The organism is Enterobacter sp. C6 (assembly GCF_008122455.1).
Taxonomy (GTDB): Bacteria; Pseudomonadota; Gammaproteobacteria; order Enterobacterales; family Enterobacteriaceae; genus Enterobacter; species Enterobacter pseudoroggenkampii.
The window spans coordinates 31,978-47,594 of the sequence record NZ_QPFW01000226.1; the positions used below are offsets into that span (position 1 = coordinate 31,978).

At 56.0% G+C, this 15,617-nt stretch carries 18 protein-coding genes and 2 tRNA genes; 8 read left to right on the forward strand and 12 right to left on the reverse strand.

Features of this window, described 5'->3' with window-relative positions:
* The first annotated feature begins 29 nt into the window (after positions 1–29).
* Complete coding sequence (fumD, locus tag DOU50_RS13610) at positions 30–239, forward strand: fumarate hydratase FumD (protein ID WP_008500615.1); 210 nt, start codon at positions 30–32, stop codon at positions 237–239.
* Here fumD and DOU50_RS13615 read toward each other — a convergent pair.
* The 4 genes from DOU50_RS13615 to DOU50_RS13630 are packed head-to-tail and all read right to left on the reverse strand — an operon-like array spanning position 220 to position 3,314.
* Positions 220–906, reverse strand: a complete 687-nt coding sequence (locus DOU50_RS13615; protein ID WP_024909381.1) for an amino acid ABC transporter permease — start codon at positions 904–906, stop codon at positions 220–222. The genes fumD and DOU50_RS13615 overlap by 20 nt on opposite strands.
* Entirely contained in the window at positions 890–1,666 is a 777-nt protein-coding gene (locus DOU50_RS13620) for an amino acid ABC transporter permease (protein ID WP_148769569.1), read from the reverse strand. Before DOU50_RS13620 ends, DOU50_RS13615 begins: the two co-directional genes overlap by 17 nt.
* Positions 1,666–2,481: an amino acid ABC transporter ATP-binding protein gene (locus DOU50_RS13625; protein WP_090417260.1), complete on the reverse strand. Its 816-nt coding sequence runs from the start codon at positions 2,479–2,481 to the stop codon at positions 1,666–1,668. Before DOU50_RS13625 ends, DOU50_RS13620 begins: the two co-directional genes overlap by 1 nt.
* 2 nt (positions 2,482–2,483) lie before the next feature.
* Positions 2,484–3,314: an ABC transporter substrate-binding protein gene (locus tag DOU50_RS13630; RefSeq protein WP_194266149.1), complete on the reverse strand. Its 831-nt coding sequence runs from the start codon at positions 3,312–3,314 to the stop codon at positions 2,484–2,486.
* Between the two features lie 245 nt (positions 3,315–3,559).
* Here DOU50_RS13630 and DOU50_RS23690 point away from each other — a divergent pair, with 245 nt between their 5' ends.
* Entirely contained in the window at positions 3,560–3,727 is a 168-nt protein-coding gene (locus tag DOU50_RS23690; protein WP_014831607.1) for a hypothetical protein, read from the forward strand.
* 92 nt (positions 3,728–3,819) lie between these two features.
* Here the strand turns inward: DOU50_RS23690 and DOU50_RS13635 are convergent, their stop codons facing one another.
* The gene (locus DOU50_RS13635) at positions 3,820–3,960 is read right to left on the reverse strand and encodes a hypothetical protein (protein ID WP_003857665.1); all 141 of its coding nucleotides are present in this window, start codon (positions 3,958–3,960) and stop codon (positions 3,820–3,822) included.
* 125 nt (positions 3,961–4,085) lie between these two features.
* Here DOU50_RS13635 and DOU50_RS13640 point away from each other — a divergent pair, with 125 nt between their 5' ends.
* Both DOU50_RS13640 and DOU50_RS13645 read left to right on the forward strand, forming a co-directional pair.
* A complete protein-coding gene (locus tag DOU50_RS13640; protein WP_148769570.1) occupies positions 4,086–4,868 on the forward strand; it encodes an MBL fold metallo-hydrolase in 783 nt (260 codons plus the stop codon).
* Positions 4,869–4,940: 72 nt separating this feature from the next.
* On the forward strand, positions 4,941–5,576 hold the full coding sequence (locus DOU50_RS13645) for a carbonic anhydrase (protein ID WP_024909376.1): 636 nt from the start codon (positions 4,941–4,943) through the stop codon (positions 5,574–5,576).
* 28 nt (positions 5,577–5,604) lie between these two features.
* On the opposite strand, the gene DOU50_RS13650 is transcribed toward DOU50_RS13645, so the two are convergent.
* The 4 genes from DOU50_RS13650 to mdtK all read right to left on the reverse strand — a co-directional run bounded on the left by DOU50_RS13650 (position 5,605) and on the right by mdtK (position 9,003).
* Positions 5,605–7,200 carry an FAD-NAD(P)-binding protein gene (locus tag DOU50_RS13650; RefSeq protein WP_148769571.1) on the reverse strand — a complete coding sequence of 532 codons (1,596 nt, stop codon included), beginning with the start codon at positions 7,198–7,200 and terminating at the stop codon, positions 5,605–5,607.
* A 118-nt stretch (positions 7,201–7,318) separates the two neighbouring features.
* Positions 7,319–7,395: transfer RNA gene (locus DOU50_RS13655), tRNA-Val, on the reverse strand.
* Positions 7,396–7,399: 4 nt separating this feature from the next.
* A tRNA-Val gene (locus DOU50_RS13660) sits at positions 7,400–7,476 on the reverse strand.
* Positions 7,477–7,629: 153 nt separating this feature from the next.
* Entirely contained in the window at positions 7,630–9,003 is a 1,374-nt protein-coding gene (mdtK, locus tag DOU50_RS13665; protein ID WP_148769572.1) for an MdtK family multidrug efflux MATE transporter, read from the reverse strand.
* A gap of 225 nt (positions 9,004–9,228) precedes the next feature.
* On the opposite strand from mdtK, the gene DOU50_RS13670 reads away from it, so the two are divergent.
* Complete coding sequence (locus DOU50_RS13670; RefSeq protein ID WP_148769573.1) at positions 9,229–9,870, forward strand: riboflavin synthase subunit alpha; 642 nt, start codon at positions 9,229–9,231, stop codon at positions 9,868–9,870.
* Between the two features lie 31 nt (positions 9,871–9,901).
* Here the strand turns inward: DOU50_RS13670 and cfa are convergent, their stop codons facing one another.
* Together cfa and punC are read right to left on the reverse strand one after the other, a co-directional pair.
* Positions 9,902–11,050 carry a cyclopropane fatty acyl phospholipid synthase gene (gene cfa / locus DOU50_RS13675; protein ID WP_061715421.1) on the reverse strand — a complete coding sequence of 383 codons (1,149 nt, stop codon included), beginning with the start codon at positions 11,048–11,050 and terminating at the stop codon, positions 9,902–9,904.
* A 298-nt stretch (positions 11,051–11,348) separates the two neighbouring features.
* Positions 11,349–12,548, reverse strand: coding sequence for a purine nucleoside transporter PunC (punC, locus tag DOU50_RS13680; protein ID WP_061715420.1), 1,200 nt, complete (start codon positions 12,546–12,548; stop codon positions 11,349–11,351).
* Between the two features lie 114 nt (positions 12,549–12,662).
* On the opposite strand from punC, the gene punR reads away from it, so the two are divergent.
* Positions 12,663–13,574 carry a DNA-binding transcriptional activator PunR gene (gene punR, locus DOU50_RS13685; protein ID WP_024909370.1) on the forward strand — a complete coding sequence of 304 codons (912 nt, stop codon included), beginning with the start codon at positions 12,663–12,665 and terminating at the stop codon, positions 13,572–13,574.
* Between the two features lie 17 nt (positions 13,575–13,591).
* On the opposite strand, the gene purR is transcribed toward punR, so the two are convergent.
* Positions 13,592–14,617 (reverse strand): HTH-type transcriptional repressor PurR, encoded by a 1,026-nt coding sequence (purR, locus tag DOU50_RS13690; RefSeq protein WP_023335431.1) that lies wholly within the window; start codon positions 14,615–14,617, stop codon positions 13,592–13,594.
* A gap of 297 nt (positions 14,618–14,914) precedes the next feature.
* Here purR and DOU50_RS13695 point away from each other — a divergent pair, with 297 nt between their 5' ends.
* Together DOU50_RS13695 and DOU50_RS13700 are read left to right on the forward strand one after the other, a co-directional pair.
* Positions 14,915–15,004, forward strand: coding sequence for a YnhF family membrane protein (locus DOU50_RS13695; protein ID WP_020688313.1), 90 nt, complete (start codon positions 14,915–14,917; stop codon positions 15,002–15,004).
* Between the two features lie 163 nt (positions 15,005–15,167).
* On the forward strand, positions 15,168–15,617 hold a 450-nt coding region (locus DOU50_RS13700; protein ID WP_148769574.1), incomplete at its 3' end, for an MFS transporter.

The following is a 15,617-nucleotide window of genomic DNA, read 5'->3' on the forward strand; positions in this document are numbered from 1 at the left end:
AACGTTTAACAGGCAATGGAGTGATGACGATGGGTAACGTGACCAAAGATGAAGCGCTGTACCAGGAGATGTGCCGGGTGGTCGGGAAGGTGGTGCTTGAGATGCGTGATTTAGGGCAGGAGCCAAAGCATATTGTCATTGCCGGAGTCCTGCGTACCGCGCTGGCGAACCAGCGCGTGAAACGCAGTGAATTGACAACCGAAGCGATGGAAACGGTAGTTAAAGCGCTGGCCGGGTAAAGCGCCAGCGCTTTGCAAGCTGCTCGAGCGAGCAGCAGAGCAGGTAGTAGACCACGCCCGTAAAGATAAAAATGGCCGCCGGGTAGATTTGCACCCGGTTGTTGACCTGTCCCGCCACCGTGGTCAGTTCCGGGACGTTCACGATAAACGCCAACGACGTATCCTTCAGCAGGCTGATAAAAATCCCCACCAGCGACGGCAGAATGTTCCTCAGCGCCTGTGGCAGCAGCACGCGCCACAGGGTTTGCTGCGTGCTGAATCCCTGTGACAGTGCAGCTTCGTACTGCCCGGACGGTAGCGCATTAAGTCCGGCCAGTACCGAGTGCATTACGGTAGCCGCCGTAAACCAGGCCAGCGCCAGCGTGACGGTCAGCGCCCCCGGCAGATCGCCCCCGGTAATGAGCGGCAGGAGATACCACATCCAGAAAATTACGAAGATGAGCGGGATACCGCGAATCAGCTCTGCCCACAAAAAGAGGGTCTTGCGCACGAGCCCGGTAAAGCGCCAGGCCAGACACGCGAGCACTATCCCACCGGGCAGAGCAATGACGGCGGCCCCAATCGCCATCATCAACGAGAGCAATACGCCCCCCGGTTCACCCGTTGCCGCGCGTCCCCACAGCAGATAATCGAGGTTATCGGTGATGACATTAAGTCCGGCAATCATGTTTTTCACTCCCTGAGGTGGCGACGTTTGGGCGTTTACGTTTCGCTTCAGGTCCAATGCGAACCAGCACCATCCCCATGACCAGGCCGGTCAGCAGATAGAGTGCGGTTCCGAAGGTAAATGCTTCCAGCGCGTGCGCGTTATAGCTCTCAATCTGCCTGACCTGATAGGTCAGCTCGGCGAAGCCAATCCCGCTGGCGAGCGAGGAGAGCTTCATCAGATTAAGGTACTGGCCAACGACCGGCTGCCAGGCGTTGGCCAGCCCCTGCGGCAGCAGGATGTAGCGAAACAGGCGCCACGCGGAGAATCCCTGAGCGAGCGCCGCCTCCCGCTGTCCGGCAGGTACGGAACGTAAGCCCGACTCCACCTCTTCAATTAAAAACGCCGAGGTAAAGACACCCAACCCCCAGGCAGAACATAAAAATTCGGGCGTAAACCACCAGACGTCGCCGGGCAGAATTGACCAGCTGTGATCCGCGTTCACCGCGTCGCGGAACGCCTGCGGTAGACCGTTCCAGGCGGCAAAATACCAGAACAGCAGCTGCACCAGCAGCGGCGTATTGCGAAACAGCGACACCCAGCTGCTAACGACCGCGTTCCCGAGGCGTCCGCCGGAAAGGCGCAGAAGCATAAAGAGCAATGCGAGCAGGCTGGCCAGCATCATCCCGGCAAGCGTTACCCACAGGGTGGTGAGGAATCCGGAGAGTATCCACTGCAGAGGATGTCCGGTCAGCACCCCCTGCCAGTCGAGCGCGGGCATTACAGATGCTCCTGATGCAGCGGGTTGAGCACCTTTTGCAGGAACCGCTGCGCGCGCGGATGCGAGGGCCGACTGAAAAATTGCGCCGGCGGCGCAATTTCCAGAATTTGCCCCCCGTCGATAAAGACGACTCTGTCGGCAATCTCCCGGGCGAACTGCATCTCATGGGTTACGACAATCATCGTGATCCCGCTGTGGGCGAGGGCTTTCATCACAAACAGCACTTCACCAATCATCTCCGGATCCAGCGCCGAGGTGGGCTCATCGAACAGGATGATTTGCGGTGAAGAGGCCAGGGCACGGGCAATCGCGACGCGCTGCTGCTGCCCGCCGGAAAGCTCTGCCGGGAAATGGTGGGCTTTTTCCAGCATCCCGACCTTCTCCAGCAGGGCCAGCGCGCGCGCCTGGGCAGGCTGTGGATTCCAGCCGTGAACGTGCTCCAGTGCCAGGGTGATGTTCTGGCTGGCGGTGAGATGGGCGTAAAGATTGAACTGCTGGAACACAAACCCCACGCGGCTACGCAGCTGACGCAGCCCGGTACCGGAGAGCTTTCCGGTAGGCTTGTTATCGATCAGAATCTCCCCGCCGCTCAGGGTTTCAAGCTGGTTGATGAGACGAATCAGGGTGGATTTACCGGAACCCGACGGGCCGAGGATGGCGACCACTTCACCGGGGGTGATGGTGAGATTAATGTCGTTTAAAACCTGATGGTCACCGTAGCGTTTGTCCACATGACGAAACTCGACGCTGGCCTGTTCCAGATGTGAAAAATCCGCGGCACCGGCCGCGGAGTGTGAAAATAAACCTGAGAGCATAATTATCTGGCTTCTATTTTAAAGGCGCGAGTCTGCGGGGCAGGCGTGTTTGGGCCAAACCAGACATCGTAGATTTTTGCTGCCTGACCGTTCTTCTCGAGATTAACCAGCTCGTCGTTAACGGCCTTCAGCAGCGCCGTTTCACCTTTCTTCACCCCCACGCCAATCTCTTCTTTACTGAGCAGATCGGGCAGGATTTTGAAGTTCGCTTTATCCGGCGCCTGCGCCAGCAGACCGGCCAGAATGGTGCTGTCCTGGGTAATGGCCTGGACGTTACCATTGCGCAGTGCGGTCAACGCCAGGGGAATGTCGTCATAAGAGAGGACGCGGGACTGCGGGAAACGCTGGTGCAGCGCCTGCTCGCCCGTCGTGCCTTTGACCGCGCCAATGCGCGCCCGGCTATAGTCATCGAGCTTGTCCGGTGATTTCACCGGAACGAGGAACTGCTGGCCGGTGACGAAGTAAGGCGTCGAGAAATCAATGACCTGCGCGCGTTCCGGGGTGATGGTGATATCTGCCACGATCAGGTCTGCTTTCCCTGACTGCAGCAGCGGAATACGGTTGGCCGGATTGGTGGCAACCAGTTCAAGCTTCACGCCGAGCGATTTTGCCAGCGCTTTGGCGAAATCCACGTCGTAACCCACGATCTCGTGCGTTTTGGCATCAATCGAGCCAAACGGCGGGTTGGCGTCAAACGTGGCCACTTTCACCACCCCTGCGGCCTTAATATCCGCCAGCTGATCGGCCTGTGCCTGCGCTGAAAGCAGGCTCCCCGCCGCCAGTAATCCCAGAACCAGTGTCCGTTTGGTAAACCCTTTCATGTTTGCTGCCATAGTCATACGCCATCCCGTTGTTTTTGTTTTACCCCGCTACGCTCCCATAAGCGAAAGCTATCGCCAAATAAGAAATCGTTCTTTACTTTGAGCAAAAAAGCATTAGTGAACAAGGTGTTAATGAAGCGTGAAAAGAACGGGAGGCTATTTGCAAATCCTGCACATGGACAGTGGATTTTGGTATTTCACCCGCGCGGCATTTGAGTGCTTAACTGAGGTCAGACACGGCGAGAGAGGGTAAGACGATGAAAAAGTGGATCAGCACGTTACGGCGGTTTTTTGCGACCCGACCAGTGAATGCGGAGAACAGCGCGCAACGTGTTCTTGAGTCAATACTGCCTGTCGCCAGCCTGTATGGCGTGGACGTTGCCAACATTGATCCGGAGTGGTTCCATGATAAAACGTCACGCTGAACTGCGCCGCACGCGCGAAACGTACTGGAACGAGGTGTGCGTGACGTTTAACGAGTGAAATAAAAAAGCACCGGTTTCCCGGTGCTTTTTTATTAGATCTTGCAGGCGTCGCCGCAGTCGTCGTCGGCGACAATCGCCTGCGCTTTTTTATCCGCGTCGTCCAGACGTTCCGCATTACGCTCTTCTGCTTCATCCAGACCGTTAAAGACTAAATTATCGAGATCAATTTCCATGTTGCACCTGCTCTGTTCAGTTTTCGATACTGGCACAGTATAGGGCAAAAAAAGCCAGCAATGTACCTCGCAGCACATAAGGATAATCCCTGCCATACTCAGTGCTTTATCGCTGAGGAGAGCACATGATTACACTCTGTAAAACCTGCGGAACGGCTTACGATACACAGCCTGAGAAATGCCCGATCTGCGAGGATGAACGCCAGTATGTACCCATCACGGGGCAGGCGTGGACCGATCTCGATACCGTCACCGCCACGCATAGCAACAAATGGCAGCTGCTGGAGCCGCGATTGTTTGGGATCAAAACGGTCCCGGCGTTTGCGATCAACCAGCGGGCGCTGCTGCTGCAAACGCCCCACGGCAATATTCTCTGGGACTGTATCGCCAACCTCGACCCCGCAACCAAAACGCTCATTACCGCCCTCGGCGGCATCAGCGCGATTGCGATTTCACATCCGCACTATTACACCACGATGCAGGAGTGGGCTGCGGCGTTTGATGCGCCGGTGTACCTGCACGCCAGCGACAGCGAGTGGGTGATGCGCGACAGCCCGGCCATTCATTTCTGGGAGGGGGATGCGCTGGAGATTTTCCCCTCAGTCACCTTGCTGCGTCTGGGGGGGCATTTTGCCGGGGGAACGGTGCTGCACTGGCAGGAGGGGGACGGGGTGCTGCTGGCGGGCGATATTCTGCAGGTCACGCCGGCTAAAGACGCCGTCTCGTTTATGTGGAGCTACCCGAACTATCTTCCGCTGCCGGCCCGCACCGTGGCGTCGGTCGTGAATCATCTGGAAGGCAGAACGTTTGAACGTCTGTTCGGCGCGTTCGAAGGGCAGAACATCCTCGCTAACGCGGACGAAATTGTGCAGCGCTCGGGCCAGAAATATATTGCTTGTCTGAAGTAAACCACGATGGGTAAACTTTACGAGTGTGATCTCGATCATACCTAAACTAAAACAGATAAAAGAGACATTGCTATGCAACATATCATTGAAGGTTTTCTCAGCTTTCAAAAAGAGATTTTCCCGCAACGTAAAGAACTCTTCCGCAGTTTAGCGTCCAGCCAGAATCCCAAAGCGCTGTTCATCTCATGCTCCGACAGCCGTCTGGTCCCGGAACTTGTCACCCAGCAAGAGCCAGGACAACTCTTTGTCATTCGTAATGCTGGTAACATCGTGCCGCCGTTCGGACCGGAGCCAGGCGGTGTGTCCGCTACCATCGAATACGCCGTCGTGGCGCTGGGCGTCACGGATATCGTGATTTGTGGTCACTCCAACTGTGGCGCGATGAAGGCGATTGCCGATAACGCGAACCTGGAGCCGATGCCTGCCGTGTCACACTGGCTGCGCTATTCCGACGCGGCGAAAGCCGTGGTGGAGAAAAAAACCTGGGATAAGCCGATCGATAAGGTCAATGCGATGGTGCAGGAGAACGTGTTTGCGCAGCTGAGCAACATTAAGACCCATCCTTCCGTCGCGGTGGGCCTGCGTAATAACTCCATTCGACTGCACGGCTGGGTGTACGACATTGAAAGCGGCGAAATCCTCGCCCTGAATAAAGAGACGAAAACCTTCGTTTCGCTGTCGGAAAACCCGGAAGTCTTCTTCGAGTAATCCGCGACAGCAGGGCACGGATGCCCTGTCAGTTTTCAAAATAGGGTAATCTCCGCCGCACCCCCGACGCGGGTTTTTCCGCCGCTTTCGCCATCGCCTCTGCAATCTCTGCACACTCCGCCAGCCCCTGAACGAAGGGACGATCGTGCATCAGCCACGGTATCGCACCGAAGGTGATGCGCCCGCGAACGGTGTCAGGCGCTTTTAAGGTGTAATCCTCGCCGATATCGGGTATCTCATCGCCGGTCGCTTCAAGCTGTTTTCGCAGCGTCGGGAAGGGCAGATCTTTCGTTTTGAGCGGCTTTTGCCCGCGCGCATCAATAAAAACGTCGAAGCGGTAAACGGTCTCTTGTGTGGTTATCACCGTTCGATCGCTGCCAACGTCGAGCGTGTAGTCGTCACCGAGCGCGGCCACGCTGATGATGCCGGCTTCGCGAAGCGCGAGCAGCCTGCGGATAGACTGCGGAGGGATGGCGGCATAGTTGTCGATAAATACCCGAGCCAGCCCCTGTTTGAAGCGTTCAACGTCTCGATCGCTGAGATGGGGAACGATCTCCTGAACCACTTCATGCAGCCGAAGCACGGTATAGCGCCAGGCCACGGTACGGCGTTCGCGTTTATTTTTCTCAACTTCTTTCAGGTTATCTTCCGCCCAGGTAAAGGGACCGTGCCGTTTACGATCCTCAAACCATGCCTCACGAAGGGTGTCCGCATTCAGCGTATGCAGAGACATTTTCTCGCTCCACGCAGGGTCAGCGAGCTGAAGCTCTTTGACCATCAGGACAAAGATACGATCGAGCAGGCCATCCGGTCCTTTGGCAACCTCGCTTTCCACCACGCGTTCGGTCAATACCGACAGCGGCTCGTAAGGAATAGGGCAGTAAAAATCGGCTTCCGGCAGAATGCCCGTCCGGGACATCAGGACAATCTTCAGCGCCTCGCTGCCTTTATTTAGCACAAATTTATCATCGCGAAACGCACCGTGCTGCATTACGACCGCCATGGCCGCGTCGAGACCGCTTAACGATGTCCCCATAATACCGACGCGACAGGGCGGAATACTGGCGTCCATCAGACCGGACCACGGGCTGGGGAAGAACGTGCGCGTGGCTTCATCCTCCTCTGGCCAGACGTGGCCGGTGGCGATAACCGCAAGGTCGAAGCGTTCAGGAAAGGCGCTGCCGTTGACGGAAAGCGTAACGCCTTCTTTCGAGGGCACGATATCGGTGACCTGGGCGGATTTATGGACATCAACCTGAAATCCCCGTTTTTCCGCCTCTTTTACGATGGACCGAAAGCTGTCGCGGAAATACTCACCCAGCAGGAGCCGGGGCAGGAACTGTCGGTCATGCAGGCGGGCTTTATCAACCTTAAAGCGTGCCAGATGGGCTTCGCTCTGGCCTTTGAGCCAGTCGAGGTAGGTCATAAAAATGGGCGGGATTTCAATACTTGCGATATTTGCCAGCATCAGACGAGAGTTATCGTCGTCGTTATAGGGCATACCCACGCCCGCTTCATCACTTTGTTCAAAGACGGAGACCGAAAGCGGCTGCGGGTTTTTAAGAAGGGCGTAAAAGGTATAAATCCCTGTTGGGCCGGAACCGATAATGGCGATTTTCTTCATCGACGGTTGTCCTCTCTTTTTTCCATGAGAAAAGCGTAGCAGGAGAACAGTAATGAAAATGAAGGATTAGGAAAATTCAGGCTATCAGAGGAGAATTTGCACCATTTCAGGACTGAAATGGTGCGTCCGAGTGGACTCGAACCACCGACCCCCACCATGTCAAGGTGGTGCTCTAACCAACTGAGCTACGGACGCAGAATGGTGCGTTCAATTGGACTCGAACCAACGACCCCCACCATGTCAAGGTGGTGCTCTAACCAACTGAGCTATGAACGCAACGTGTTGTCGGTGACAACGGGGACGAATATTAGCGGCACAGCACCGAGGTGGCAAGAGGGAAAATGCAATTTTCTCTCTGATTTCACGCGATTGCTGTATTACCGCGCAAAGTGAAGAGAAAGTAGCCGCCGGGTGGCGGCTACTGCGTATTTAACGGGCAGCGCGTTGCAAAATGATCGTTGACGGCTGGCGCTGCAGGAAGCGCATGCGCATCATCATCATAATCGCCGCCGACGTCAGGCCAATGATAAAGCCCATCCAGAACCCCGCCGGTCCCATGCGGTCCACCACAAGGTCGGTCAGGGCCAGAATATAACCACACGGCAGACCCAGCACCCAGTAGGCGATGAAGGTGATAAAGAAAATGGAGCGCGTGTCTTTATAACCGCGCAGCACGCCGCTGCCAATCACCTGGATGGAGTCCGAAATCTGGTAAATCGCAGCCAGCAGCATCAGGTGCGATGCCAGCGTGACGACCTCCGGATTGTCGTTATAGAGCAGGGCAATCTGCTCGCGCAGCGTCACGGTGAAAAGCGCTGTGCAAATGGCCATGCAGACGCCGACGCCCAGTCCGGTCCGCGCGGCGGTTTGCGCATCGAGCGTCGAACCCTGACCCAAGCGGAAGCCCACGCGAATCGTCACCGCTGCCGCCAGCGACATTGGCAGGACGAACATCAGGGAGCTGAAGTTCAGCGCAATCTGGTGCCCGGCGACGTTCACAATGCCCAGCGGGGAGACCAGCAGGGCAACCACGGCAAACAGGGTCACCTCAAAGAACAGCGCAAGGGCAATCGGCAACCCTAACTGCACCAGACGCGTCATGATGCTCCAGTCCGGCGTGCTGAATCTGTTCTCGTTGCGAATGTCGCGCATGGAGCGGGCGCGTTTGACGAAGGTGATCATCGAGAAGAACATCACCCAGTAAACGGCTGCTGTCGCCACGCCGCAGCCGACGCCGCCCAGTTCCGGCATCCCGAAATGACCGTAGATAAAGATATAGTTAACCGGGATGTTGACCAGCAACCCGATAAAACCCATCACCATCCCGGGCTTGGTTTTCGCCAGGCCTTCACACTGGTTACGCGCCACCTGGAAAAAGAGGTAGCCGGGCGCACCCCAAAGCAGGGCACGCAGATAGCCCACGGCTTTATCCGCCAGGGCCGGGTCAATGTTATGCATAGCGCGGATGATATGGCCCGCGTTCCAGAGCACCACCATGATCAGCACGGAGACAAACCCTGCCAGCCAGAACCCCTGACGGACCTGATGGGCAATGCGTTCGCGACGGCCTGAGCCATTGAGCTGAGCGATAACAGGCGTGAGCGCGAGCAGCAGACCGTGGCCGAACAGGATGGCCGGAAGCCAGATTGACGTACCGATAGCCACGGCCGCCATATCGGTGGCGCTGTAGCCACCTGCCATTACCGTATCCACAAATCCCATTGCGGTCTGGGCCACTTGCGCGATGATCACTGGTATAGCCAGTGCCAATAACTGGCGCGCTTCATTCATGTACTTCTGCACGTGAACACCTTTATTTTGTAGTTATTTGAGAGACTAAAAAAGCCGCCGAAACGGGCAGCGAGAAGAAAATGCAGGGGGGTGCCAGCTATTGTAGCGGGCTTTAGCTATTTATCTAGTGAAAAAATCGCCAGAAAATGCGCTCCGCTGGCAACCTGTTTTTCCAACTGTTATTGTGGAGGGATTAAACGGTGTCATCACCGTTCGGAAAAAACAGGAGTTGTAAGCATGTTTACTGGTATTGTGCAGGGCACTGCCAAAGTGGTGTCCATTGATGAAAAACCTAATTTCCGTACTCATGTTGTTGAGCTGCCGGAATATATGCTTGAGGGCATCGAAACCGGCGCCTCGATTGCCCATAACGGCTGCTGCCTGACCGTGACCGAAATTAACGGCAACCAGATTAGCTTTGATTTAATGAAAGAGACGCTGCGGATCACTAACCTGGGCGAACTGGTGGTAGGCGATACCGTCAACGTTGAGCGCGCGGCGAAGTTCAGCGATGAGATTGGCGGCCACCTGATGTCCGGCCACATCATGACCACTGCCGAAGTGGCGAAAATCGTGACCTCGGAAAATAACCGTCAAATCTGGTTTAAAATGCAGGACCCGTCATTAATGAAATACATCCACTATAAAGGATTTATTGGCATTGACGGGATTAGCCTGACGGTGGGAGAAGTGACGCCAACGCGTTTTTGCGTGCATTTAATTCCTGAAACGCTGCAGCGCACCACGCTGGGCACCAAAAAACTGGGGCATCGTGTGAATATCGAAATCGATCCGCAAACCCAGGCGGTGGTGGATACGGTGGAGCGCGTGCTGGCAGCAAAAGAAGCCGCAATAATAAAGACCGCAGAAGAAGAATAAAAAATAACCCCGGATAGCCGGGGTTATTTTTTTAGCGTGCGACACGCAGTCCGTGTTCAATCCCCCGGCTGAATACCACCTGCCAGAGCTGAATATCCCGTGCGCGAAACGCCCCCGCGCAGGCATTCAGATAATAGCTAAACATCCGTTTGAATCGTTCTGAATAGTTGTCCGCAATCTCGGGCCAGGCTTTCTGGAAACGTTCATGCCACGCCATTAAGGTGGTGTCGTAGTCCGCGCCAAAGTTATGCCAGTCTTCCATCACGAAATGGGATTCACTGGCGTTGGCGATCTGGCGAACGGACGGTAAACAGCCATTCGGAAAGATGTATTTATTGATCCACGGGTCAACGTTATTGTCGGTCCGCTTAGAGCCGATGGTGTGCAGCAGGAAGAGCCCGTCCGGTTTCAGATTACGATCCACCACCTCAAAGTAGGTATCGTAGTTTTTTGGCCCCACGTGCTCGAACATGCCGACGGAAACGATCCGGTCGAACTGCTCGTTCAGGTCACGGTAGTCCTGCAGCCGGATATCCACATCAAGACCCTGACAGCGCTCTCGCGCCATTTTTTGCTGTTCCGCTGAAATCGTGACGCCCACTACGCTGACGCCATAGTGCTTCGCCATAAAATACGCCAGCCCACCCCAGCCGCAGCCGATATCCAGCACGCGCATGCCGGGCTGTAGCTGCAGCTTCTCGCTAATCAGACGCAGCTTTGCCTGCTGCGCTTCCTCAAGCGTCGACGCGTCTTTCCAGTAGGCGCAGGAGTACTGCATGAACGGGTCCAGCATACGGCTGAACAGGTCATTGCCGAGATCGTAATGCTCTTTGCCGACGATCCACGCGCGTTTTTTACTTTGCAGATTGAACAGTCGGGCAGAGGCGACGCGCAGGGTGTCTTTCAGATTGCGCGGGAGTTGGTTTTCCAGACCGGCACGCAGCACGCTGGCAAAAAAGGTATCCAGACGTTCGCACTCCCACCAGCCGTCCATATAACTTTCTCCCAGGCCTAACGATCCCTCCCGCAATACGCGTTTAAAAAAGTCGGGATGTTTAACCTGAGGATCGGATGGCGATGATCCATTGATAGTGATGCCTGCTCGACCTAACAGTTCACTGACGATCCGGGACCAGTTATCGTCCGGAACGCTGACTTCTTCTATACACGATGAACTCATAGCTTCTCCATCACCCTGATGTGATCAGAACCTTCAAACAGCGTAGACGCTTTTTTTGGTTTGTGAGAAATCTCACGGTAAATACCGCGAGGCTAATATCCGACGTAGAACAGAGGAAGGGAGATAACCCTTGCCGAAATGCCTTCCATGGTAAAACGGGAGCGCTCCGGCTCCCGTTAACACTTAATATTTATCGTATTTAATCGAACCAAATTTAGTATAGGCCTCAAAATTTGGTGATTCAATAGAAAATTGTTAGCAACCTAATCACTGAAATGTAACATGATTTCTGGCGCAATCAGGCATGCGAGGTTTCCACCTGAGCGCCGCTATCCTGCTCACGCTGCGCGGAGGCCTGCATGCGATAGCCCATCACCGCCAGCGCAACGGTGACCAGCATCACGCTGGTGGTGGTTAACAGTGGCGTCGCAATCAGCGCCGAGACCACCAGACTTGCCAGGAAGCACAGACCCAGCTGCAGGGTATTTTGCAGCGCGGCGGCGCGGCCTGTCGCCTGCGGGAACGGACGTAACGCTTGTGCCACCACGATCGGGTAAATCGCCCCGTTCGCCACGGCCATCACGCAGAAGGGGATCAAAATTTCAGCCAGGCCCGCGCCCGGAATAAACCCGACGGCCCAGGTGCCGATGACGCTCAGCGCATACAGCACCAGCAGCCATGGCAGCATCTGCTGACCTTCCCATTTTTGCAGCGCCGCGCGACAGCCGTATCCGCCCACCAGGAACGCAATAGTCTGCGGAACATAGCTCAGGCCGATGGCCGCCGGGCTGTAGCCCATATCGTGCAGAATAAACGGCGAACCGGTGAGCCACGCGAAGAAGCTGGCCGAGCAGGCGGCATAGATCAGGACATTCCCGCGATACGCCTTGGCGCTCAGCAGGGAGGTGAAGGTAATCGGCTTCGCATCCGCATGCGCCTCTTTTTTATGCGCGGGCTTGAGGGCAAACGCTGGCAGCATCAGTACCAGCGTGATGGCAAACAGCGTGGCAAAAATGGCCTGCCAGTCAAAGTGCGCGAGGATCCAGCTGCCCAGCAGCGGAGCCAGGGCAGGGGAAAGACCCACCAGCGGCATAATGGTGGCGAAAATACGGTTTGTGCGGTTAGCCGGATAGTAGTCGGTCACCAGCGCCTGCCAGGTCACCGCCGCAGCACAGACGCCCACGGCCTGAATAAAGCGCAGCACCAGTAGCCAGGTGGCATCGCGCACCCACAGCATCCCCAGGCAGCCCACGGCAAAAATGGCCAGACCCAGCAGCAGTACCGGTTTACGGCCAAAGCGATCCGAGAGCGGTCCCCACAGGAGCTGCGCGAAAGCGAAACCGGCAAGGAACAGGCTCAGGCTGGCGCTGATGGCCGCCGCAGGGGTTTGCAGGTCTTCCTGCATCGCGGCAAACGCGGGCAGGTACATGTCGGTGGCCAAAAAGCCCAGCACGCTTAAGCCGCCGAGCCAGACTAAAAATCCTTTCCTGGGTTGCATTCTCTTATTCTCCTGAGGAGGCAGGTGTACGTTGGCGCAGAGTGTAGGGAGTGCAAAGCCGCTTGTGAAACGCTAATATTTGGCGGGTGCATTCAAATTTTTTGCAGGCAGAAAATGTGGTCAGATTATTCTCTTGAAGTGGTCGATGCTGTCGCGCGTAATGGCAGCTTTAGCGGTGCAGCGCAGGAGCTGCACCGCGTCCCTTCGGCCATCAGCTACACGGTGCGTCAGCTGGAGGAGTGGCTGGCGGTTCCGCTGTTTGAGCGGCGCCATCGTGATGTGGAATTAACGCCCGCAGGGGCGTGGTTTTTGAAGGAAGGGCGTTCTGTTATCAAAAAAATGCAGATCACCCGCGAACAGTGTCAGCAGATCGCTAACGGCTGGCGGGGGCATCTTTCCATCGCGGTGGATAACATCGTTAAGCCGGAACGTACCCGGCAGATGATCGTCGATTTCTATCGTCATTTCTCTGACGTTGAGCTGCGGGTCTCGCAGGAGGTGTTCAACGGCGTCTGGGATGCGCTGGCGGACGGCAGGGCAGAGATGGCAATCGGGGCCACGCAGGCGATCCCGGTCGGGGGACGTTACGCCTTTCGCGATATGGGGATGCTGAGCTGGAAGTGCGTGGTGGCAAGCGATCATCCGCTGGCGGCGATGGAGGGGCCGCTCAGCGATGATACGCTACGCAACTGGCCGTCGCTGGTGCTGGAGGATACCTCCCGTTCATTGCCTAAGCGTATCACCTGGCTTCTGGACAACCAGCGGCGGGTGGTGGCCCCTGACTGGGAATCGTCGGCGACGTGCCTCAGCGCCGGACTGTGCGTCGCGATGGTGCCCGTTCATTTCGCGCGTCCGCGCATCGATACCGGAGAGTGGGTTGAGCTGACGCTGGAGAATCCGTTCCCGGATGCGGCCTGCTGCCTGACCTGGCAGCAAAGTGATGTCTCGCCTGCGATGGCCTGGCTGCTGGATTATCTGGGAGACAGCGAAACGCTAAACCGGGAATGGTTACGGGAGCCAGCATAGCTGGCCCCGTAAAGCGATTAACGACGGTAGTCGCGGAACGGACCGTCCGCAACGGAACGGCGTTCGATAAGACGCGGGTGAACTTCAATGGACTGCGACTCTTCACGTTTGTTGACGATCCTGTCCATCAGCATATTGAAGGCCGTTTCGCCCAGCGAATCTTTCGGCTGGTGAATGGTGGTCAACGCTGGCGTGAAGAAACGCGCGTTACGCACGTTGTCATACCCGATCACGGAAATATCCTGCGGTACGCGCAGACCCAGCTCGTCGGCAGCGCAGAGCGCGCCCATAGCCATGATGTCACCCCCGCAGAAAACGGCGGTCGGACGGTGTGGCTGGGAGACGATCTGCTGCATTGCGCGGTAACCCGACTCCGGCTCAAAGTCGCCCTGCACAATCCAGTTTTCCGGCACGTTGATCAGCGCTTCTTCCATCGCTTTCATAAAACCGGCCAGACGGCCCGCGCCGGTGTTGCGCTCCAGCGGACCGGGGATCACGCCAATCTCGCGGTGACCGCGTTCGATCAGATAACGACCGGCCATATAGCCGCCTTCAAAGGCATTATCGATAACGGAATCAGTGAAATCCGCGCGCGCTTCACCCCAGTCCATGACCACCATGGGAATATGGCGATACTCTTCGAGCATCGACAGCACGGATTCCGGGTACTCGGAACACATTACCAGCAGGCCATCAACGCGCTTTTGCGCCATCATCGACAGGTAGGCGCGCTGTTTTTCAATGCTGTTCCACGCGTTGCCCAGAATCAGGGTATAACCTTTCTGGAAGCAGTTTTTCTCAACCGCTTCAATGATCTCGGCAAAATAGGCCGCTTCACTGCTGGTGGCCAGCAATCCAATGGACTTGGTGTGATTAACCTTGAGGCTGCGCGCAACCGCACTTGGCGAATAGTGCAGCTCTTTGATCGCTGCCCAGACGGCGTTGCGCGTCTCTTCCGCCACAAAGCGGGTTTTGTTAATTACATGTGATACGGTTGTAGTGGAAACGTTTGCGCGTTTTGCTACGTCTTTAATTGTTGCCATTAAATGTCACTCCAGACCATATCCTAAACTCCTGAAAAACTTGAAGGTAAACGTTTGCCTTCTCTCACCCTTATCACGCAATCTTGAATTGCGGCACGCCGGGAAAACGACACGGGACGTCAGGAGGGGGTCAATGGCCGGTACGCTAATAAATTTAGCGTGGAATTTTGTCCTATCTTGATGAAAAGGGGAAGAGGTAAAGTGTTTATCAGCCTAAATCCAGGAAGATTTTTGACGTAAATTATGCAAAAATGAGCAGGCTCACTTTTCGTGGGGGGATTAAAAGGAGAAAAATTGATGAGTTCCGATCTGAAGTTTTCGCTGTTCACCACCGTTATTGTGCTGGCTCTGATTGTCGCGGCCGGTCTGACGGCTGCGCTGCACTGATTTACGTGGAGGGAGAGCCTTCTCCCTCCCGATCGACCCGATTGTTACTTCTCTGGCAAAAATCTTTTGCCATTTTGTTAACTTCTCATTTTTTGTGATTGATGTCATGCTTTCCGCTTCTTTGTTCTGTGTCACCACATGACACGGCATCCGGAGTTGACGCATGAAAATCAATTTTCCCCTGCTGGCCCTGGCGATTGGCGCTTTTGGGATTGGCACCACTGAATTCTCCCCGATGGGGTTACTGCCCGTCATCGCCCGCGGCGTGGATGTCTCGATCCCTGCGGCAGGGATGTTAATCAGCGCCTATGCTATCGGCGTGATGGTGGGGGCGCCGCTGATGACGCTTCTCCTTTCGCACCGCGCGCGCCGCAATGCGCTGATTTTCCTGATGGCGATTTTCACCCTGGGTAACGTGCTTTCGGCCATTTCGCCGGACTACACCACGCTGATGCTGTCTCGTATTCTGACCAGCCTTAACCACGGCGCGTTCTTCGGGCTGGGATCGGTCGTGGCTGCCAGCGTGGTGCCAAAACATAAGCAGGCCAGCGCCGTAGCAACCATGTTTATGGGGCTAACGATTGCCAACATCGGCGGGGTGCCTGCGGCAACC